Genomic DNA, 19,407 nt, shown 5'->3' with positions numbered 1-19,407 from the left:
CGGCGCTAATGATGCAACCTCAGGGTTGCACTTCACCCTTACGCTGTGCAACCCCTTGGTTGCATGCAGTTGGCAGGGCGTGCGGGCTCACCCGGCCGTAGCGTGGAGCGCCCCACCCCCGGCAGATCGGACCCGCCATGAACGCACCGGCACGCCACGACGTGCTCGTCCTCGGCGGCGGCAACGCAGGGCTCTCTCTCGCCGGGCGCCTGCGCCGCGACGGCTGCCCCGACGTCGCCGTCGTCGACCCGCGGACCACGCACCAGTACCGGCCGCTGCTCTCCTACGTCGCGTCGGGCATGGCGACCCTCGACGACCTCACCCGGCCGCAGGAGGACGTGGTGCCCGACGGCGTGCGCCTCTACCCCGACCGCGTCGTCGGCGTCGACCCCGAGCGCTCGCTCGTGCACCTCGCGGGCGGGCGCGCCCTCGGCTACGGGGACCTCGCGGTGTGCCCCGGGTCGGAGGTCGACTGGGACGCGGTGCCCGGCGCCGAGCAGGCGATGGGCACGCCGTTCGCCGCGACGAGCTACCTGCCCGACCTCGCGCCGAAGACGTGGGAGCTGCTGTCGTCCCTCACCTCCGGCACGGTGGTGTTCGCGATCTCGGCACGGCACGTGCCGTGCTTCCCCGTGGGCCTCAAGCCGCTGTTCGTCGCCGCCGACCACTGGCGCCGCACCGGCGTGCTCGACGCGATCCAGGTCGAGCTCGCGGTCGAGTCGCCGCGCCTCGTCGACGACCCGCGCGCGGAGCCCGCGCTGCGCGCCGCCGCCCGGCGCTACGGCGTGCGGGTGCGTACCGCGACGTCGCTCGTGTCCGTCGACGCGACCCACCGCACGGCCCGGCTCCGCGGGCCGCACGGGACCGACGAGATCTCCTACGACGCGCTCTACGTCGCACCGCCGCACCGCGCTCCGGCGTGGGTCGCCGCGAGCGGGCTCGCGTCCTCGGAGAGCGACGGCTTCGTCGCGGTCGACCCCGGGACCCTCCAGCACGTCGCGCACCCGCGCGTCTGGGGGCTCGGCGACGCCGCGGCGGTCGACGCGATGCCGTCGGGCGGCGCCCTGCGCCGGCAGGTGCCCGTCGTGGCGCGCAACATCCAGGCCCGACGGCGCGGCACCCCGATGCAGCGCTACGACGGCTACTCGGTCGCGCCCGTCACGACGTCGCGCGACCGCCTGCTCCTCGCCGAGTTCGACCGGGACCGGCGGCCCGACCCGGGGTTCGGCGTCGTCGACCTCGCGCGCCCGCGCCGCAGCCTGCTGCTGTTCGACCGCTACCTGCAGCCCACGATCTACTGGCGGCGGCTGCTCCAGGGCAAGGTGTCCTGACCCGCGGCACGCCGCAGCACGAAGAAGAACGGGCGGCCCATGCCGCGCGCCTCCATGCACCCGACGAGCGTGTCGTCGGCGACGGCGCGCAGCGCGTCCTCGACCGGGAGCGCGTCGTAGGTCATCGCCGCGGTCACCACGCCCCGGTGCACGACGGCGCGCACCCGCGCCCGGGGCGACCGCGTCCGGGTGAGCGGCAGCAACGCCCGCACGACCCGGGCGACCGGCGGTCGGCGCAGCGCCGGGGCCGCCCGCAGCACGAGCGATAGCGGCACGAACGCGGGGTTGACGTCCACCAGGCCGCCGCCCGCGCCGTCGAACAGGAGGGGGTGCGCGTCGCCGCCGCGCTCGAACCGCTTGCCCGCCCAGCCCAGCGCCTCGAGCGCGCCGTCGAGCACGTGCCCCGTCGGCAGCCCGGACCCCCACCAGAACCCCGGGAGCGACTCGCCGTCGACGGGCGCGAGCGTGTCGAAGAACGCGAGCGCCCCGGCCATCGTCGTGCCGCGCGCAAGGTCGTCGAGCGTGCCGGACGGCGCGCGCTCCTGCTGCGGGGCGTCGGGGTCGGCCATGCGTCGCTCCTCGGTCGTCCGGGCGGGACCGTCGTCCCGATCCTCGCGCGCGGCGCGGGACGACGCCCGTCGTGCCGCCCCCCGCGGTGACACACTGGTCCCCGTGCAGCACGGCGACATCGAGACCGACCAGGACGCCGCGGCGCACGCGCTCGCCCGGAGCGTCGCGACGCTCCGCCGCGCGGCCGACCACGCGGACCGCTGGTGGTACCTCGCGAGCGGGCGCGAGCTCGACGGGCGGGCCTACGCGTGGGCGTGCGTGCCGCTCGCGGGCGAGGTGGTCGCCGTGCGACAGGTCGTGGGGCTGGAGGACGGGACCTGGCGCCGGTACGCGTACGACGAGGTCGTCGAGGACGACGCGGGGTTCCTCACGGACCAGCCGTTCGGCGACGACGACCTCGCCGGGACCGGCGACGTCCACCCCATCGACACGACGGAGTTCGCCGCCCTCTGGGCGCGCGCAGGGACCGCCAGGGCGTGAGCCCGGCCGGCGCCCGCCGTCAGGACGACGACGCCGGCGCGCCGTCCACGGTCTCGTGCCGCTTCTGGCGCGCGAACCGCGCGGGGAGGTCGGGGCCGTCCCAGACCTGGATCGCGCGCCAGATCGACGCCGCGATGGGCACGGCGAGCACGGCGCCGGTGAGGCCCGCGAGCACGGTGCCCGCGGTGAGGGCGACGAGGATCACGAGCGGGTGCAGGCGCAGCGTGCGGCCCATGACGACGGGCTGGAGCAGGTCGCCCTCGAGCTGGTTCACCGCGATGACGATCGCGACGACGATGAGCGCCTCGACCGGCCCGACGGCGACGAGCGCGACGAGCGCGCACAGGACACCCGCGAGCGTGGCCCCCACGAGCGGGATGAACGCGAGCAGGAACACGAGCACGGACAGCGGGAGGACGAGCGGCACCCCGACGATCGCGAGGCCGATGCCGATCGCGACGGCGTCGACCGCGGCGACGATCGCCGTCCCGCGCACGTAGCCGCCGAGCGTGCGGACCGTCGTCTCGCCGATGCGCTGCCCGCGCGCGTACCGGGCGCCCTCGAACGGACGCAGCAGGAACTCCCAGATCGCCGGGCCGTCCTTGAGGAAGAAGAACAGCACGACGATCATCACGAAGAACCCGGCGACGAAGTCGACCGTCTGGGAGGCGCCCGCGAGCGCCCCGGCGCCGACCGCGTCGGACTGGAGCAGACCGACGAGCGAGTCGCGCACCGACGCGATCTGCTCCTCCGTGATGTCGAACGGCAGGTTCTGCACGTAGGTCTGGAGCTCGTCGAAGCCCTCGACGGCCTGGTCGCGCAGCTCCGGCCACTGCTTGACGACCGCCGCCGCGACGAGCCACACCACCACGCCGAGCACGACGACGAGCGCGAGCAGCGCGACGACCGTCGCGAGGAACGACGGCACGCCCTTGCGCCGGAGCAGGCCGACGAGCGGCGAGATCGCCGCGGCGAGCACGAGCGCGATGAGGACGGGGATGACGATGAGCGTCAGCCGCGTCACGGCGAACACCGCGACGGCGACGAGCGCGACGAGGGCGAGCACCTGCACCGAGCGCGTGCCCGCGCGACCGAGGCCGTCCGACCAGAGCGCGGACGCCCCCGCCGGGCGCGCGGGCTCGACGGCGTCGGCCCGGTCCGCGGCGGTGCCCGTCTCCCCGGCAGGGGCACGTTCCGCGACGGCGACCCGCTCCGCGGCGGGAGCCTCCTCGGCGCGCTCGTCCGCCCGCTTGCCCGACCGCCGTCTGCCCAGACCCATCCCGCTCCCTCTCTCGCCGCACGTGTGACGGCCAGGGTGCCACGATCGGGCGTCACCCGCCGGGTGCCGGGACGGGGCGCCCCCTAGGCTGCGAGGCATGGCGTCCCGCATCAGCGAGCTGGTCCTCGACTGCGCCGACCCCGAGCTGCTCGCCCGGTTCTGGTGCGACGTGCTCGGCTACGTCGAGCTCGACCGCGAGGAGGACGGGTCGATCGAGATCGGCCCGCCCGACGTCGGGTTCGGCGGCCCGCAGCCGACCCTCATCCTCAGCCCGAGCACCGACCCGCGCTCCGGCAAGCTCCCGCTGCACCTCGACGTCAACCCCACCGACCGCGACCAGGACGCCGAGCTCGAGCGGCTCCTCGCCCTCGGCGCGCGGCCCGCCGACGTCGGCCAGACGGGCGACGAGCCGTGGCACGTCCTCGCCGACCCCGAGGGGAACGTGTTCTGCCTGCTGCGCCGGCGCCTCGACCCCTGAGGCGTCAGGAGGGCTGCGGGCCGGACGACGGCACCGCGAGGTCCTGCGTGCCCACGACCCCGAGCAGGCGGATCCTGTCCGCCGCCTCCGTGCCCGGCGCCGCCGTGAGCACGAGGAGCACCTGGAGCTGGTCCTCCGTGGTGAGCGCCTGGCAGTCCACCTCGATCTCCCCGACCACCGGGTGCACGAGCGTCTTGTGGTCCACGAACCGGCGCGCCACCTCCTGCCGGTCCCACAGCGCGACGAACTCCGGGCTCGTGCGCGACAGCACCCGCACCAGCTCGCCCGCGCGCGACGACGCGCCCAGCACCGCCACGGCCGAGCGCAGGCTCGCGACGAGCGCGCGGCCCTGCCGGTCCCGGTCGTCCGCCGGGTAGATCGCCCGCGCCGTCGCCGGGTGGGCGAACCACCGGTAGATCTCGCTGCGGTCCCACCCCGAGTACGCCGACGCGTCGCCGTAGAGCGCGCGCGCCAGGTCGTTCTGCGCCAGCGTCTGCGCGAGCGGGTCGAGGATCAGCGCCGGGGTGTCGTCCAGGCGGTCGAGCACGCGTTGCAGCGCGGGAGCCACGTGCCCGGGATCGGTCGCCCGGTCGGGCACCCCGTGGCCGGCGACCCGGTAGAGGTAGTCGCGCTCGTCGTCGGACAGGCGCAGGGCTCGCGCGATCGACGCGAGCATCTGCGTGCTCGGCTGCGGCCCGCGCTGCTGCTCGAGACGCGTGTAGTAGTCCGTCGACATGAGCGCGAGCTGCGCCACCTCCTCGCGGCGCAGGCCCGGTGCCCGACGGCGCACCCCGGCCGGGAGCCCCACGTCGCCCGGCTGCAGCGCCTCCCGGCGACGGCGGAGGAAGTCGGCGAGCGCGGCGCGGTCCATGCGCCCATCGTCCGGGGTTCACGGCGCCCGTGCCAGGGATCGCCGGTCCCCCGTCCACCGGACTCTGCCGCGCCGCGCGCACGGCGTTCAGGATCGAGGCATGGACATCACGAGCAGCACCGTCTTCATCCCCGGCGCGACGAGCGGCATCGGGCTGGCGCTCGCGGTCGCGCTGCACGAGCAGGGCAGCACCGTCGTCGTCGGCGGGCGCCGCACCGACCTCCTGGAGCGGATCGCCGTCGAGCACCCCGGTCTCGACACCGTGCGCATCGACACCACCGACCCCGAGAGCATCGCCACGGCCGCGAAGGAGGTTCTCGACCGCCACCCCGACCTCGACACGCTCGTCACCATGGCCGGGATCATGCGCACCGAGGACTGGCATCACCCCGAGGGCTTCCTCGACACCGCGGAGCAGATCGTCACGACCAACGTGCTCGGCCCGATCCGGCTCGTCGGCGCGTTCGTCGAGCACCTGCAGACCCGGCTGCGCGCGACGATCGTCACCGTGTCGTCCGGGCTGGCGTTCGCGCCGCTCGCGGCCACGCCGACGTACGACGCGTCGAAGGCCGCGATCCACATGCTCAGCGAGGCGCTGCGGCTCCAGCTCGCCGACACGAGCGTCGACGTCGTCGAGCTCGTCCCGCCGTCGGTGGCGACGGATCTCATGCCGGGTCAGCGCGAGAGCGCGATCGCCATGCCGCTGGACGAGTTCGTCACCGAGGTCGTCGACCTGCTGCGCGCGCAGCCCGACGCGCACGAGATCCTCGTGGAGCGCGTGAAGTTCCTCCGGTACGGCGAGGCGCGCGGCGACTACGACGACGTCGTGCGGACCCTCAACGCGTCCGACCCGCACGGTCGCTGAGCCGGCCGGGCCGTCGGCCCGGCACGGCCGCCGCGGTCAGGCGGCCTCGGCGCGGGCGGCTCGGTCAGGCGAGCCCGGTCGGGCGGGCCCGGTCAGGCGGGCTCGGGGGCCGGGGCGAGGGTCGCGGCCAGGACCTGCCATGCGCCGTCGGCGCGCACCCACAGGCGCGTGTAGACCAGACGCGCGGACAGCGCGGCCCCGTCCTGGACGGCGTCCACGGCGGCGACGAGCCGGGTCGTCCCGCTCGGGCCGTCCTCCTGGACGACGAGCGACTCCTCCTCGAGCCGCGTGATCCGCAGCGCGCCCGAGCGGTGGCTCGCGAGGTCGTCCTCCTTGGAGAAGACCGACCCGTCCGGACCGGCGCCGACGCACCGCGGGTGCAGCAGCGCGTCGAGCGCGGCGACGTCGCCCGCGCGCTGGGCTGCCTGGAGAGCGTGCTCGGCGGCAAGGAGGCTCATCGCGCGAGTCTACGCACGGGGTCGGGACCGGCGGACGTCGGGCGCGGCGCCGTCGACGGGTCAGCCGCGGCGACGCGTCAGAACAGCGGCCACGGGACGGCGGGCATGTCGCCCTCCGGGGCGGGGAACCGCGCCGTGCGCAGCAGCCGGTCGCAGCGATCCGCGAGGGCGGCCACCTCGTCGGGCGCGAGGAGACCGCGCAGGCGGTGGGCGAGGTCGCCGTCGACGCCCGCGCGCACCCGCTCGACGCCCGCGAGCTCGTCGTCGGCGAGGGGCTCGCCGAGCCAGCCCCAGAGGACGGTGCGCAGCTTGGGCTCGACGTGGAAGGTGACGCCGTGGTCGACGCCGAGGCGCCGCCCGTCCGCCAGCGGCAGCACGTGCCCGCCCTTGCGGTCGGCGTTGTTCACGACGGCGTCGAGCACCGCCATGCGCCGCAGCGCCGGCGAGTCCTCGTGCACGACGCTCACCGGGCGGTCGTCCTCGTCGACGCCCTCCAGCACCGTCCGCACGCCGTCACGCGGCACCTCGTCGGTGGGCACGACGTCGACCGGCGACTGCGCCGCGTCGACGTCCTGCCAGAGCTGCACCATGCCCGGGCCGAGCGGCCCGTCGCGCAGCCACGTGCGCGGCACGACTCCCCCGCCGAACACCTCCGAGACGAGGTACGCGGCGACCTCGCGACCCGCGAGCGTGCCGTCCGGGAAGTCCCACAGCGGCTTCTCGCCCGCGACCGGCTTGTACACGACCGAGACGTCGCCCAGCCGGGCGAGGAACGTCGCGTTCGACGCGACGCGGATCCGCCCGACGACGTCGAGCGGCGCCTCGGTGAAGGCGTCGTCGTGCGGGGTCGTCACGCCTCGTCGGGCGACGGGCACTCGTGCCCGTCGGGGTCGACCGGCCGGCCGCACAGCGGGCACGGGGGGCGGCCCGCGCTCACGACGGCGCGCGTGCGCTGCGCGAACGCGCGGGCCGTCCCCACGGGCATCTTGACGAGGAGCGACTCGGCGGGCTCCGGCTCGTCCGCCTCGGGATCGAGGTCGTCGTCGTCCACGAGCGGGAACGCCTCGACGATGACCTGCGCCGTGCGCGGGTCCCAGGTCAGCCGCATCGCGCCCGTGCGGAACTCCTCCTCGACCGGGAGGTCCAGCGGGTCGTCGTCGACGAGCTCGGCCGGGACGTCGGCGGGGACGCTGTACCGGTTGTCGGGCTCCTCCATGAGCTCGTCCAGCAGGCGCTGGATCGTGTCCGCCAGGACGGCGGACTGCTCCTTCTCGAGCGCGACGCTCGTCGTCCGCGTGCCTTCGCGCGCCTGCAGGTAGAACGTGCGGGAGCCGGGCGACCCGACGGTCCCCACGACGACGCGGTCCGGCCAGTCGTACTCGTGGACGAGAGTGGGCATGACCTCACTCTACGAGCGCACGGCCCGTCCGCACGGGACGGCCACGGGTCGGACGTCGGCCCGGCTACCGCGCGGCGTCGGCCTGGCCCGGCCCGGCGCCCCCGCCCACCGGCGCGTCACCGGCAGGCGCGGCGCTGCGCAGCCAGGAAAGGTCGCCCGCGTCGGTGTTCATGGCGACGACCTCCGGGCGGTGCGGCCCGTACCGGACGACGGAGATCGACGCCGGGCCGACGACGATGCGCTGGAAGAGGTCCAGGTGCACCCCCAGCGCGTCGGCGAGCACGGACTTGATGACGTCGCCGTGCGAGACCGCCGCCCACACCGCGTCCGCACCGTGGCGGGCGGCGACCTCAGCGTCGTGCCGCCGGACCGCCTCGACGCCCCGGGCCTGCATCGCGGCCATCGACTCGCCGCCCGGGAAGACGGCCGCCGACGGCTGCGCCTGCACGACCGACCACAGCGGCTCCTGGGCGAGGTCCTTCAGCGCACGCCCCTGCCACTGCCCGTAGTCGCACTCGGTGATCCCGTGCTCGGTCAACGACTCCGGGTCGTCCGCCTGGTGGTCGAGCAGGGCTCGCGCGGTCTGCCGGCACCGCTCCAGCGGGCTGGTGACGACCCGCGCGAGCGGCACGCCCGCGACGCGCTCGGCCGCCCGGGCCGCCTGGTCGCGCCCGACGGCGTCCAGCGCGACGCCGTCGGCCCGCCCGGCGAGGATGCCGCTCGCGTTCGCGGTGGTGCGGCCATGACGGACGAGCAGGACGGTCGGCATGCCCCGAGCGTAGGTGACGGACCCTCACCCTGTGGTGGCGACGTCCGGGGGCGGTGGTACCTCGGCCTGGGCCGAGATCACTCGCGGGGCCAGCTGGTCGGGCAGGGGCGCCAGGCCCGGCCCGCCCGCGCGGATCCACGAGTGCAGGGCGGCGGTGAGCTCGTCGCCCGCCAGCTGCTCGAACCAGGCGGGGCCGGCGGCGCGTGCGGCGGGGACCGGCCGCACCACGACGACGTCCCCGCGCTCGCACGCGTCGAGGCAGTCCACGACCGTCAGGCGCGCGTCCCCGCTCTCGGCGATCCGGCGCAGACGCTCGAGCTGCCCGCCCGGACGGGTGTCGGTGGCGGCCAGCGTCTCCCCCGCGCACAGCCCGCACGCCGTGATGCCGGGCACCGTGCGCGCGGGGCGGGGACGACGTCCCCGCTCTTCAGTGGGGGTCGTCTCGTCGGTCGAGGTCGTCGCCGTCACGCGTCGATGCCCTGGTGCCGCACCTGGTGGCGGGCCTGGTGGCGGACCGCCGTCGGTCCGTGCTCGCCGCGATGTCCCCGGGACGCCATGCCTGTCCTTCTTCCTGTCGTGCCGACGGGACCGACGCCCGCGAGCCATACCCCACAAGGGTATATCGGCCGAGGGAGGGCCCCACCCGCCGGGTGGGGCCCTCCTGCGGTCAGCCCACCCGGATGAAGGTGGGGTTGGACTGCCAGATCTCCCCGTACCGGACGGTCTTGCCCGGCGACGGAGCCTCGATCTGCTGGTTGTCCCCGACGTAGATGCCGATGTGCCCCGGGCTCCAGATCAGGTCACCGGGTTGCGCCTGGTCTCGGGAGATCACCGTCCCCGCGTACCGCTGCTGGGACGAGGTCCGGGGCAGGTCGATGCCGACCTGGGCGTAGACGTAGGACGTGAAGCCGGAGCAGTCGAACCCGTCCGGGGTCGTCCCGCCCCACAGGTACGGCACGCCGAGGTAGCGCGCCGCGATGCTGACCACGGCCGAGCCCGCCGCCGACGACGGCACCGCGACGGGAGCCGAGGCCTCCTCCGTGGCACCTTGCTCCGCCGAGGTGCTCGTCCGTTCCTCGCTCCGGGACGGACGCTCCTGACGCTCCGGCTCCGGCTCGGGTTCCGGCTCCGGTTCCGGGGCGGGAGTGACGGTCACCGGTGCCTGCTCGATCGCGAACGACGCGTCGGCGGAGACGGTCACCGCCGGTGCGGCGCTGAGCGCCTGGCGGGCCTGCTCGGTCAGCGCGCTGAGGTCGACCCCGGACACGGCCTGCGGCTCCGTGCTCGGCGCGGCGCTGGCAGGCGCCGCGAACCCCGAGACCAGCAGCCCCGACCCGGCGGCCAGGAGGACGCCCTTGCGGGCGGCGTTCGCCGTCCCCTCCTGCGCCGTGCGGGCTATCGAGGTCAGCGGCGTGATCGGTCGGTGGGACGCACGGTGGCGTCCCGCGTTTCTTGCGTTCATGGTGGTCTCCTTCGTGCCTACGGGGTGAGCTGTCGGGTTCGGGTCGGAGAGTGACCCGGCCGGACCGGTGGTTGCGGCCCGGCTTCACCCCGAGAGCACCGCGGTGCTCGCCTGAGTGGTTCCCCCGCCCCTGTCGTGGTGGTCGATGGTGTGCTCCCGGAGCTGACGGGGCTCGGCACCCTCCGGGATCCCTCGCGGACCGTTCCGCGAGGAGCATGAGGCTGCGGGCGACGTCTCACCCGCGGTCGGCGCCGAGCGCCGCGTCCCAGCTCGCACCGAGGTCGCGGCTGGTGAACAGGCCGGTCTCCGTGGCGACGAGGATCCACGGCTGGTTGCCGGGGCTGTCGTCGGGCACGTAGGTCATGGCCTGCACGCCCTCGGGCGCGGTGCCGTGGCTGTCCCAGCTCTCGGTGCCGGGCGTGCCGGTCCAGACGACGCCCCGGGCGTCGATCCCGATCAGCGCTCCGCCCCGCTCGTCGTCGACGAGCACGAGGGCGGGCGCCGCCCGGTCGGGGGCGAAGCTCCGGCCGGCGTCGCGGCTGAGCTGCAGGCCGGTGGGCGTGGTCGCGACGACCGTGTCCGGGTCCGCATCCAGGAGGTGCAGGTCCCGGGCCTCCACGGTCGCGCCCCGCGACCACGTCTCGCCCGAGTCGTCGCTGACGAGCACGGTGGAGGTCCCCGAGTCCAGCCCGACGACGCGGACGGTGCCGTCGCCGGTGCTCGCGGTGCTCAGGGCGTGGAAGTCGACCTCCCCGGTGAGGGAGACGGGATCCCACGTCGCGGCGCCGTCGGTGCTGCGGATCAGCCCGAGGTTGGGCTTCTCGAGCTCCGGCTGCTCCCCGGGCGCAGGGTGGCCCGAGGCGTACACGGTGCCGTCGACGGCGAGGGTCATGCCCATCGTGTCCTGGCGGCCCGTGCCGACCCGCTCGACCGGCCCGGGGTCGTCCTGGAACGGGTCGCCGAGGGTCCAGACCCCGGTGTGGGTGGCGATGAGGAGGGAGTGGTCGTCGCGCACGACCTGGACGTCGTGCACGTGCCCGAAGTCGGGCAGGTCCTGGGACGCGAGCGTCGTCGCGTCGGGTGTCGGTGGTGGAGTCGGGGTGCAGGCGGCCAGCAGCAGCACGGATCCCGCTGCGGCCCACCCGGTCACCCGCCTCGTGAGGGCAGGGTCGAGCACGGTGTGGGGTCCTTCGGCCTGGGCCCGCGGGGCGCGCGCACGTCAGACGCGTGCGACAGCGCGCACGCCCCGCGGGGCGGGATCAGCTCGAGGCGAGCAGGTCTTCCATGGTGGAGATCTCGGCCTGCTGGGTCTCGACGATCTCCTGCGCCATCGCGACCGCGTCCGCGTTCTCGCCCTCGTCGACCTGGGTCTGCGCCATCTCGACGGCACCCTCGTGGTGGACGATCATCTGCTCGAGGAACAGCTGCCCCGCCTCCGCGCCCTGTGCGGCGTCCAGGGCCTGCATGTCCTCCTCGCTCATCATCCCGTCCATGGACCCGTGGCCCATCGCCTCGTGGTCCATGGCGCCGAACTCCTCCATCGGGGAGCCCCACTCCTCGAGCCACGTGGTCAGCTGCTCGATCTCCGGACCCTGGGCGTCCTTGATCTGGTTCGCCAGGTCCGTGACCTCAGGGTCGACGCCCTCCTTGGCCAGGATGACGTCGGACATCTCGATCGCCTGCTCGTGGTGCGGGATCATCATCTGGGCGAACATCACGTCCTGGTCGTTGAACGTGCCGCCCTCCGCCGTGCCGTCCTGCTCCTCGGCCCCGGTCGTGGCGGACGACGGCGCCGCCCCGCTCCCGGGCTCGTCGTCGGTCGAGCACGCCGCCAGGCTCGCGACGGTCACCAGCGCGATCGCCGGCACCAGCACACTCTTGAACTTCATGGGAAAGACCTCTCGTCTCGGTACTCAGGAACCACACGCGCCCCGGTGCGGGGCGTATCGGTCGACGCAGGGCGCGTCGACGGCGTGCGGCTCCTACGTCCGAGAGATGCCGAGAAGGTGCAGCGACGGCGCGAGGCCGACGAAGGGCTGAGCGCGCCCCGGTTCGACGAGGCGGGACCAGACGGGGGTGAGGCGTGCGAGGAGGCCGCGCCCGGGGCGCACGAGGGCGAGCAGCACGACCAGCACCATGAGGCACATGGCCGACGCCATCTCGTGCCCGCCGCAGTCGAGGCAGCCACCCTGCTCGTGGTGCCCGGGGCCGTCGTCGGCCACCGGTGCGCCCGCAGGGTGGCTCGTCTCGGCGATGACCGCCGCAGGCCCGACGTGGGCCGTCGACGACCCGCTCATCGCGTGCATCGTCACGATGCCGAGAAGCAGCGCAGCGATCAGCAGGGCACCCGAAAGCCCTCGCCGGCGCCCGGCGAGCAGCGAACGGAGTGCGGCCATGAGGTGCATGTCGCCGCCACCCTAGCAAGCGGCCATCGCGTCCGGTCACGGCACGACGAGAAGAGGGACCGGCAGGTGCCGGTCCCTCTTCGTGTGTCGGGCTGACAGGATTTGAACCTGCGACCCCTTGACCCCCAGTCAAGTGCGCTACCAAGCTGCGCCACAGCCCGTGGCTGGATCACCGAGCCAGATCCGACCGGATCGGACCCCGTGAAGCCTCGGATACTCTACCCCATCCGTGACGCCTCCAGCGCACCGTTTGCCCCGGTCGGGGCTGTGCGGTCGGTCTCGCCGGAGGTCGCCGCGGCGTCCCGCTCCCCCGTCGGCAGGTGCGCGCGCCACGCGCTCGCCACGATCACCAGGCAGACCGCGGCGATGACCAGGCCGCCGAGGAACATCTGCGCGTACGTCCACCGCACGGACAGCGCCGCGAGCGCCACGGGCACGCAGAACCCGATGTACGTGAGCGAGTAGTAGACGGCCGTCAGGCCGGCGAGGTCGTCGGGCGTCGCGATGCGCTGGACCTCGCTGAGCCCGGCGACGAGCGCGAGCCCGTAGCCGGCCCCGAGCACCATGGCGGCGACGAGCGCCGTCGGGAGGTCGAGCCGCGCCGAGGCGTAGGCGCCGAAGCCCATGCCGACGACGACGATGGACATCGCCACGACGGACGCCCGCGCGCTGTGCCGGGTGTCGATGAGGCGGCCGAGCACCTGGATGCCGACCCCGCAGCCGAGGCCGAGCACGGTCATGAGCCCGGAGAACGCGATGGGCGCGCTGCCCGCGCTGGCGGACACGAGGCCGGGCAGCACGGCGTAGGCGCTGCCGGCGCACCCGAACACCCAGGGCGCCACGGGCACGACGACGCGCAGGAACCGCCGGTGCGCGACCGCCGGCACGCGCAGGTCGTCGCGCAGCCGGCCCCGGGTCCCGCCGTCGGGCACGACGCGCGTCTCCGGGACGCCGAGCAGCCAGACGCCGGTCGCGACGGCGAGCGCCGCGTGCAGCAGGTAGGCGGTGTGCGTGGGCCAGGGCGCCCACTGGGCGAGCACCGCGGCGACGCCGGCGCCGACGAGGAAGCCCAGCGTGAGGGCGAGGCCCGCGCGGCGGGCGCCGGAGCCGCCGTCGGGCACGCCGGACGCGCGGGCGGCCGCATCGCTGAGCTCCTTGACCCAGGTGGTGCCGACGGCCATGACGAGGCCCAGCGCGACGCCGCACAGGACGCGGCCCGTCGCGAGCAGCGCGGCGGACGACTCCCCCGCCGCGAGCACGAGCGACCCCGCCAGCGCGATCGGCGCGGCGGGCAGGAGCAGCGGGCGGCGCCCGTACCGGTCGGAGAGCGGTCCGCCGAGCAGGAGCGCGGGGACGATCCCGAGCACATACGCGGCGAGCAGCGCGTCGACGGTCACCGCGGAGAAGTGCCCGACCTCGCGGTACATGACGAGCAGGGGCGTGAACTCGTTGCCGCCCCACGCGACGGCGAACATCACCGCCGCGACGGCGAGCCACGCCCGCGGTCCGACGGCGGCGCTCGCCCCCGGCGCGGCGGCCTCGCTCGTGGGGCTCGAGGCAGCCGCGCTCACAGGCCGGCCCTCGCGTCCTCGAGGTGGCGCTGGACGCGGCGCTTGTAGGTGCGGGTGTCGCGCACCTCGAGCGCATCGACGAGCGCGCGGTGCCCGGCGACGAACGTCGTCGCACGGCCCGGGTCCCACCGGACGCTGTGCGCGACCATCCGCTGCTGGCGCTCGCGCAGGCTCACGAAGAACGTGGTGAGCAGCGCGTTGCCCCCGGCCGCGACGATCTCCTGGTGGAACCGCGCGTCGAGGGTCGCGTACTCGGCGACGTCCCCGTCGGCGACGGCGGCCTCCTGGGCGGTGACGAGGTCGCGCAGGAGCGCGACGAGGCTGGCGAGCTCGGTGTCGGGCAGGCGGACGACGGACTGGGCGGCGTGCGTCTCGACGAGCAGGCGCGCGTCGAGGACGTCGTCGGCCTCGCCGGGCGCGACCGGCACGACGAGCGCGCCGCGCTTCGGGTAGAGCCGGAGCAGTCCCTCGGCCTCCAGGCGCAGGAACGCCTCCCGGACCGGCGTGCGGCTCACGCCGAGCTGTTCGGCGATCTCGCCCTCGCTCGTCATGGACCCGCCGGGCAGGGTCCCGTCGAGGACGAGGGTCTTCACGTGCCGGTACGCCTGCTCCGTGGCAGAAGCGCTGGTGGTGCGTGGCATAGATACATGATGCATCTATCGTGCGCACGACATCGACCGCAACCGCTCTCCGGGGCCGTGCGGTTCGACACACCGAGCGTGGAACCCTCAAGTGATAGTTGACGCCGCCCGTTACTTACAGTTTCGCCGAAACTGTAAGTAAGGTGACGTCATGGAAGCAGTTCAGGCGCTCGCCGTCCCAGCGGTGGCTCACGTGAGCCACTACTGGACAGCAGAGAACGACGGCCTCTCGACGCGCGCGCAGGTGGCGGCTGGCTCGGGGCCCTACGAGTCCACCATCCCGACCGCCATCGCGGACTACTCCCCCGTACTGACGCCGCAGCAGTCCGCCGATGCCGAGGAAGCAGCCGCCGCTCTCGCACGCTTCGACTCGTACGCCAGCGCGACGCTCGGGCCGGACAACCCCACCCTGGGTCCGATGTCCTCGATCCTGCTGCGCACCGAGTCCGCTTCCTCGTCGCAGATCGAGAACCTGACGGTCGGCGCCAAGCAGCTCGCACTCGCCGAGATCGACCAGACGACGAGCACCAACGCACGCACCGTCGTCGCGAACGTCCGGGCCATGCAAGCCGCCATCGACCTCGCCGACCGGCTCGACGAGGCGTCGATCCTCACGATGCACCGCGAGCTCCTCGCCGGGCAGCCCGGATGGGAGGAGCACGCGGGGCGTCACCGAGGCACTCTGGTCTGGGTCGGCTCGTCGAGCATCAGCCCGAGAGGCGCGACCCACGTCGGGCCCCAGCCCGAGCTCGTCCCTGGAGCGATGGCGGACCTCATGGCCTTCGTCCGCCGGGAGGACCTTCCCGTCCTCGTCCAGACCGCCGTCGCGCACGCGCAGCTCGAGACGATCCACCCGTTCACGGACGGCAACGGCCGCACCGGCCGGGCCCTCGTGCACGCCATGCTGCGCTCGAAGGGCCTCACGCGGAACACCATCGCCCCGGTCTCCGCGGGCCTCCTCATCGACACCGAGGCCTACTTCGACGCGCTCACCGCGTTCCGCGCCGGTGACGCCTGGCCGATCGTCGAGCAGCTCTCCCGCGCGAGCCGGTTCGCCGCGACGGCCGGAGCGCGGCTCGTCGACGACCTCGCGGGCCAGGTCGCCACAGCGCGGGAACAGCTTTCCGGGCTGCGGCCCCAGGCCTCCGCCTGGAGCGTCGTGCCGCACCTCGTGGCCCATCCGGTGATCAACGCGGCGTTCCTCCGCGACCACCTCGGCTTCAGTGACGTCACCGCCCAGCGAGCGCTGAGCCAGCTCGCCGACGCGGGGGTCCTTCGCGAGCGCAGCGGCCTCCGGCGTAACCGCGTCTGGCAGCACGAGGGGATCCTCGCCGTACTCGACCTGTTCGCCCAGCGGATCCGGCGCAGCTGACGATGCCTGGAGGTCCCGGCGGGTGCCGACTACGTCCGCTCGTCCGGTACGGCGCCCTCCGACGGCCCCGTGCCGTCCCGCAGCGCCGCGTCGAGCCGTCGGACCAGCTCGCCGACGCGACCGCCGCCGCCCGGCGCGGGCGGGTAGCGACGCAGCACGGCGACGACCTCGGGCGTCGCGAGCGCCCGCGCGGTGTCGAGCCACCTGCTCGCGACGCTCTCGCCGGACCCGTCCCCGCCCGCGGCGAGCGCGGCGGCGTGCGCCGCGTGGGCCGCGGACCCGAGGACGTGCTTGACCTGGTGGGCGTCGGCGATCGGGTGCAGGTACGCGGCGCCGGCCGCCGCCATCGCGGCCCGGGCGGCCTCGGCGGCGGCGGGGTCGCCCGCCTCCTTCGCCGCGCGCAGGGCCGCCCAGGCGGTGTCGCGCAGCGCCTTGCCGCGCGCGCCGCCGTCGGCGAACGCGCGGGCCGCCTCGACCGCCTCGCGGGGGCGTGCGTCGTCGGGCCGGACCGCCTCGACGAGCTCCAGCGCCGGCTCCGCGCACCGGGCCGCGTACCCCGTGACCGCCCGCAGGTCCTCGATGCTCAGCTCGACCGCAGCCGCCGTCGTCGTCACCGCTCGTTCCTCGCTCTCGCGCGCTCCCGTCCGTGCCAGGACGCGGAACGCCCTGCGAGCACCGTACCGAGCCGTGCACCGTCACGTCCCAACCCACGACCCGGCCCGCGGCGCACACGACGGCTCACACGACCGGCCCGGCCCCCCGCGCGACCTGGAGCACCCGGGCCACACCGGGCTCGTCGGGGTCGTCGGTGATGTCGCGCCCGTCGAGCCAGCACCCGACGACGTGCGCCAGCTCGCCGGGGTGGCTGAAGTTCATGGCGTGCGGCGCGCCCTCGATCGCCGCGACGGTCACGTGCGGGGGCGCGAGCGCCCCCACCTCCCGCACGCGCCACGGCGGCGGCATGAGCGGGTCGCGCGTGCCGAGGACGGCGAGCGTCGGCACGGGGACGCGCAGGACGCGTTCGAGCGAGGGGAACCGGGCGAGCTCGGCGAAGAGCTGGAGCGCGTTGACCGGCCCGAACCGCACGTAGTCGGGCACGGCGACGCGCGCCATGCGCGGGCTCTCGCGCACGGCGTCGCGCGCGAGCTGGGTGAGGGCGCGCCCGAACGGCTGGTTGTGCACGCCCCCGGCGGGCGAGGCGAGCACCACGCCGGCGACCCGGTCGGGGGCGGCGTGCGCGACCTCGAGGCTGACGGGCCCGCCCATGGAGTTGCCCAGCAGGACGACCCGGTCGAGCCCGAGGGCGTCGAGCGTCGACAGGAGCGCCCACGCGAGGGCGGGGATACCGAGCGGGTGGCCCCACTCCTCGCTGCGCCCGTACCCGGGCAAATCCGGCACGACGGCGGTCGCGCGGTGGGCGAGACGCTCGGCCGTCGGGAGGAGATACGTGCCGGAGATGGCGAAGCCGTGCACGTGCACGATCGGCACGGCGCCCGCGACCTCGGGGCCGGAGCGCACGAAGACCTCGCGGCCCTCGACGGTGACGTGGCGCGACGTCCACCCCTGAGCGGCCATACCGCGATCCTCCCAGCGCACCGCGCCGACCTCGGCGGCGTGGGCGGCGGAGCACCCGCGACGGGTGAGGCGCCGGGACGACCCGGGCGGCGAGCATGGACGCCGGACGGGGGTCGACGTGGAGCAGAGCACGGGTCGCACCGCGGGTCGGCCGACGGCGGCCGACCGGCGCCTCGCGCTGCTCCTGGCCGCCGCGATGTTCGTGCTCGTGGTCGACACGTCGTTCATGAACGTGTCGATCTCCGCCGTCGTGCGCGACCTGGGCACGACCGTGAGCGGCGTCCAGACCGCGATCGCGCTCGAGGCGCTCGTGTCGGCGTCGTTCATCCTCGTGGGCAGCAAGGTCGGCGACCTCGTGGGCCGGCGGCGCGCGTACGTCGTCGGGCTGCTCGCGTACGGGGCGGGCGCGGTGGCGATGACGCTCGCGCAGAGCCTCGTGGCGGTCGTGGTCTTCTGGTCGGTCATCGGCGGGCTCGGGGCCGCGCTGCTGCTGCCGGCGATGCAGTCGCTCGTGCACGGCAACTTCGAGGGCACCGCGCGCAAGGCGGCGTACGCGCTCGTGGGCGCGGCGGCGTCGATCGCGGCGGCGGTCGGGCCGCTGCTCGGCGGCGTCATCACGACGACGCTGTCGTGGCGCGTGGCGTTCGGGCTCGAGGCCGTGGTGATCGTCGTCGTCCTCGTGGGCGTGCGCCTCGTGCGCGACGTCCCGTACACGGGCGACCGCGCGGTGGACGTCGTCGGGACGGTCCTGTCCGTCGTCGGCATGGGCGGGGTCGTGCTGGGCGTGCTCGTGTGGCAGGAGGGCGGCGAGGCGGTCGGGGCGCTCGTCCTCGTCGGAGCGCTGGGCCTGGTGGGCCTCGCGTGGTGGCTCGTGCGCCGCGCGCGGGCCGGGCGGACGACGCTCGTCGACCCCGGGCTGTTCCGCTCGCCCGCGTTCCGGATCGGGGTGTCGCAGCAGCTCCTGCAGCAGGTCGCGCTGGGCGGCGCGATGATCGCGCTGCCGATCTTCCTGCAGATGGCGCTCGGGTACGACGCGCTGCTCGCGGGCCTCTCGCTCGCCCCGCTGTCGCTGACGATGTTCGCCGCCGCGCTCGTCGCGGGCAAGCGCCCGGGCCGACGGCGGCCGGCCTCCCGCGTGCTCGCGGGCTTCCTCCTGCTCGTCGTGGGCGTGGTGGCGCTCGTCGCGGTGGTGCCGAGGGCGTCGTCGGGCTGGTGGCTCGCGCTGCCGCTCGTCGTGGCGGGCGCCGGGCTGGGGCTCCTGGTCTCCCAGCTCAACGCGTACACGCTCTCCCCCGTGCCGGAGGAGCGCGCGAGCGAGGCCGCGGGCGTGAGCTCGGCTGCCGGGTCGTTCGGCCTCTCGCTCGGCCTCGCCGTCGCGGGCGCGGTCATGCTGGCGTCGCTCGCGGCGGGGTTCACGGCGCGGGCGGAGGCGAGCGACGTGCTGCCCCCGGACGACAAGGAGCAGGTCGCCCGGGTGCTCGAGGACGACGCCGAGATCATGAGCGACGCCCAGCTCGTCGAGCTCCTCGCCGACGAGCCACCTGCGGTGCGGGCGGAGGTCGTGGCCATCAACGACGACGTGCGGGCGCGGGCGCTGCAGGTCGCGCTCCTCGTGCCGCTCGTCGCGGGGCTCCTCGGCGTCGTCGCGGCGCTGCGCATGCGCCGCCTGCCGGACCCCGAGGTGCGCGAGGGCGAGCCGCCGGTCCTCGGCTGACCCGCGTCGTCGGGATCGTGACCGGACCGAGACCCTGTTCGTTGCTCGTGCTAACCGTCGCGAAACGCCCGGGAAACAGCGACTTGTGAGCATCGCTGACGGCAGGGGGCCCCACCACACGACCGCCGGTCGCGCCGTACCTCCGCGCGCCCGGAGGAAGGACCGCT

General features: G+C 74.9%; 22 protein-coding genes, 1 tRNA gene and 1 riboswitch. Of the genes, 6 read left to right on the top strand and 17 right to left on the bottom strand.

Translation table 11 applies throughout. The features are described from left to right. Positions 1-137: 137 nt before the first annotated feature. Positions 138-1,331: an NAD(P)/FAD-dependent oxidoreductase gene (locus BXA05_RS09565; protein WP_076404825.1), complete on the top strand. Its 1,194-nt coding sequence runs from the start codon at positions 138-140 to the stop codon at positions 1,329-1,331. Here BXA05_RS09565 and BXA05_RS09560 read toward each other — a convergent pair. Beyond that, on the bottom strand, positions 1,295-1,900 hold the full coding sequence (locus tag BXA05_RS09560; RefSeq protein ID WP_076404824.1) for a DUF4334 domain-containing protein: 606 nt from the start codon (positions 1,898-1,900) through the stop codon (positions 1,295-1,297). The two genes, BXA05_RS09565 and BXA05_RS09560, sit on opposite strands and share 37 nt — an antisense overlap. Before the next feature lie 103 nt (positions 1,901-2,003). On the opposite strand from BXA05_RS09560, the gene BXA05_RS09555 reads away from it, so the two are divergent. After that, entirely contained in the window at positions 2,004-2,381 is a 378-nt protein-coding gene (locus BXA05_RS09555) for a hypothetical protein (protein ID WP_143311115.1), read from the top strand. 19 nt (positions 2,382-2,400) lie between these two features. Here the strand turns inward: BXA05_RS09555 and BXA05_RS09550 are convergent, their stop codons facing one another. After that, positions 2,401-3,660, bottom strand: coding sequence for an AI-2E family transporter (locus BXA05_RS09550; RefSeq protein ID WP_083711776.1), 1,260 nt, complete (start codon positions 3,658-3,660; stop codon positions 2,401-2,403). A 97-nt stretch (positions 3,661-3,757) separates the two neighbouring features. On the opposite strand from BXA05_RS09550, the gene BXA05_RS09545 reads away from it, so the two are divergent. Then, the gene (locus BXA05_RS09545) at positions 3,758-4,138 is read left to right on the top strand and encodes a VOC family protein (RefSeq protein ID WP_076404822.1); all 381 of its coding nucleotides are present in this window, start codon (positions 3,758-3,760) and stop codon (positions 4,136-4,138) included. A 4-nt stretch (positions 4,139-4,142) separates the two neighbouring features. Here the strand turns inward: BXA05_RS09545 and BXA05_RS09540 are convergent, their stop codons facing one another. Further along, positions 4,143-5,009, bottom strand: a complete 867-nt coding sequence (locus BXA05_RS09540; RefSeq protein WP_076404821.1) for a helix-turn-helix transcriptional regulator — start codon at positions 5,007-5,009, stop codon at positions 4,143-4,145. 100 nt (positions 5,010-5,109) lie between these two features. Here BXA05_RS09540 and BXA05_RS09535 point away from each other — a divergent pair, with 100 nt between their 5' ends. Further along, the gene (locus BXA05_RS09535) at positions 5,110-5,874 is read left to right on the top strand and encodes an SDR family oxidoreductase (RefSeq protein ID WP_076404820.1); all 765 of its coding nucleotides are present in this window, start codon (positions 5,110-5,112) and stop codon (positions 5,872-5,874) included. A 92-nt stretch (positions 5,875-5,966) separates the two neighbouring features. Here the strand turns inward: BXA05_RS09535 and BXA05_RS09530 are convergent, their stop codons facing one another. The 12 genes from BXA05_RS09530 to BXA05_RS09475 all read right to left on the bottom strand — a co-directional run bounded on the left by BXA05_RS09530 (position 5,967) and on the right by BXA05_RS09475 (position 14,579). Continuing rightward, positions 5,967-6,332 carry a nuclear transport factor 2 family protein gene (locus BXA05_RS09530; RefSeq protein ID WP_076404819.1) on the bottom strand — a complete coding sequence of 122 codons (366 nt, stop codon included), beginning with the start codon at positions 6,330-6,332 and terminating at the stop codon, positions 5,967-5,969. A 77-nt stretch (positions 6,333-6,409) separates the two neighbouring features. Then, positions 6,410-7,186 (bottom strand): Rv2133c family protein, encoded by a 777-nt coding sequence (locus tag BXA05_RS09525; RefSeq protein WP_076404818.1) that lies wholly within the window; start codon positions 7,184-7,186, stop codon positions 6,410-6,412. Beyond that, positions 7,183-7,731 (bottom strand): Rv2134c family protein, encoded by a 549-nt coding sequence (locus tag BXA05_RS09520; protein ID WP_076404817.1) that lies wholly within the window; start codon positions 7,729-7,731, stop codon positions 7,183-7,185. The genes BXA05_RS09525 and BXA05_RS09520 overlap by 4 nt, the downstream gene beginning before the upstream one ends. Before the next feature lie 64 nt (positions 7,732-7,795). Continuing rightward, a complete protein-coding gene (locus tag BXA05_RS09515; RefSeq protein WP_076404816.1) occupies positions 7,796-8,500 on the bottom strand; it encodes a histidine phosphatase family protein in 705 nt (234 codons plus the stop codon). A 24-nt stretch (positions 8,501-8,524) separates the two neighbouring features. Continuing rightward, on the bottom strand, positions 8,525-8,968 hold the full coding sequence (locus tag BXA05_RS09510; RefSeq protein ID WP_244550428.1) for a hypothetical protein: 444 nt from the start codon (positions 8,966-8,968) through the stop codon (positions 8,525-8,527). Positions 8,969-9,167: 199 nt separating this feature from the next. After that, positions 9,168-9,962 (bottom strand): C40 family peptidase, encoded by a 795-nt coding sequence (locus tag BXA05_RS09505; protein ID WP_076404815.1) that lies wholly within the window; start codon positions 9,960-9,962, stop codon positions 9,168-9,170. Between the two features lie 18 nt (positions 9,963-9,980). Next, positions 9,981-10,102, bottom strand: a riboswitch (cyclic di-AMP (ydaO/yuaA leader). Between the two features lie 95 nt (positions 10,103-10,197). Then, the gene (locus tag BXA05_RS09500) at positions 10,198-11,139 is read right to left on the bottom strand and encodes a F510_1955 family glycosylhydrolase (protein WP_143311114.1); all 942 of its coding nucleotides are present in this window, start codon (positions 11,137-11,139) and stop codon (positions 10,198-10,200) included. An 82-nt stretch (positions 11,140-11,221) separates the two neighbouring features. Then, entirely contained in the window at positions 11,222-11,851 is a 630-nt protein-coding gene (locus tag BXA05_RS09495) for a DUF305 domain-containing protein (RefSeq protein ID WP_076404813.1), read from the bottom strand. Positions 11,852-11,944: 93 nt separating this feature from the next. Continuing rightward, positions 11,945-12,358 carry a hypothetical protein gene (locus BXA05_RS09490; protein WP_137280537.1) on the bottom strand — a complete coding sequence of 138 codons (414 nt, stop codon included), beginning with the start codon at positions 12,356-12,358 and terminating at the stop codon, positions 11,945-11,947. Between the two features lie 96 nt (positions 12,359-12,454). Next, a tRNA-Pro gene (locus tag BXA05_RS09485) sits at positions 12,455-12,528 on the bottom strand. 57 nt (positions 12,529-12,585) lie between these two features. Next, positions 12,586-13,938 carry an MFS transporter gene (locus tag BXA05_RS09480; protein ID WP_244550427.1) on the bottom strand — a complete coding sequence of 451 codons (1,353 nt, stop codon included), beginning with the start codon at positions 13,936-13,938 and terminating at the stop codon, positions 12,586-12,588. Beyond that, positions 13,935-14,579, bottom strand: coding sequence for a GntR family transcriptional regulator (locus BXA05_RS09475; RefSeq protein WP_076404811.1), 645 nt, complete (start codon positions 14,577-14,579; stop codon positions 13,935-13,937). Before BXA05_RS09475 ends, BXA05_RS09480 begins: the two co-directional genes overlap by 4 nt. A 151-nt stretch (positions 14,580-14,730) precedes the next feature. On the opposite strand from BXA05_RS09475, the gene BXA05_RS09470 reads away from it, so the two are divergent. Beyond that, positions 14,731-15,951 carry a Fic family protein gene (locus BXA05_RS09470; RefSeq protein ID WP_076404810.1) on the top strand — a complete coding sequence of 407 codons (1,221 nt, stop codon included), beginning with the start codon at positions 14,731-14,733 and terminating at the stop codon, positions 15,949-15,951. 29 nt (positions 15,952-15,980) lie between these two features. Here BXA05_RS09470 and BXA05_RS09465 read toward each other — a convergent pair whose 3' ends face one another. Both BXA05_RS09465 and BXA05_RS09460 read right to left on the bottom strand, forming a co-directional pair. Further along, positions 15,981-16,565 carry a putative immunity protein gene (locus tag BXA05_RS09465; RefSeq protein ID WP_076404809.1) on the bottom strand — a complete coding sequence of 195 codons (585 nt, stop codon included), beginning with the start codon at positions 16,563-16,565 and terminating at the stop codon, positions 15,981-15,983. A gap of 124 nt (positions 16,566-16,689) precedes the next feature. After that, the gene (locus tag BXA05_RS09460) at positions 16,690-17,526 is read right to left on the bottom strand and encodes an alpha/beta fold hydrolase (protein WP_021483134.1); all 837 of its coding nucleotides are present in this window, start codon (positions 17,524-17,526) and stop codon (positions 16,690-16,692) included. Positions 17,527-17,722: 196 nt separating this feature from the next. Between BXA05_RS09460 and BXA05_RS09455 the strand changes: the two genes are divergently transcribed. Then, positions 17,723-19,240, top strand: coding sequence for an MFS transporter (locus tag BXA05_RS09455; protein ID WP_083711810.1), 1,518 nt, complete (start codon positions 17,723-17,725; stop codon positions 19,238-19,240). Positions 19,241-19,407: the final 167 nt, after the last annotated feature.

Origin of the sequence: Cellulosimicrobium funkei (assembly GCF_900155925.1) — a bacterium.
Lineage (GTDB): Bacteria > Actinomycetota > Actinomycetes > Actinomycetales > Cellulomonadaceae > Cellulosimicrobium > Cellulosimicrobium funkei.
Note: the sequence above shows the minus strand (reverse complement) of the source record. Positions and strands in the feature narration are given on the sequence as shown.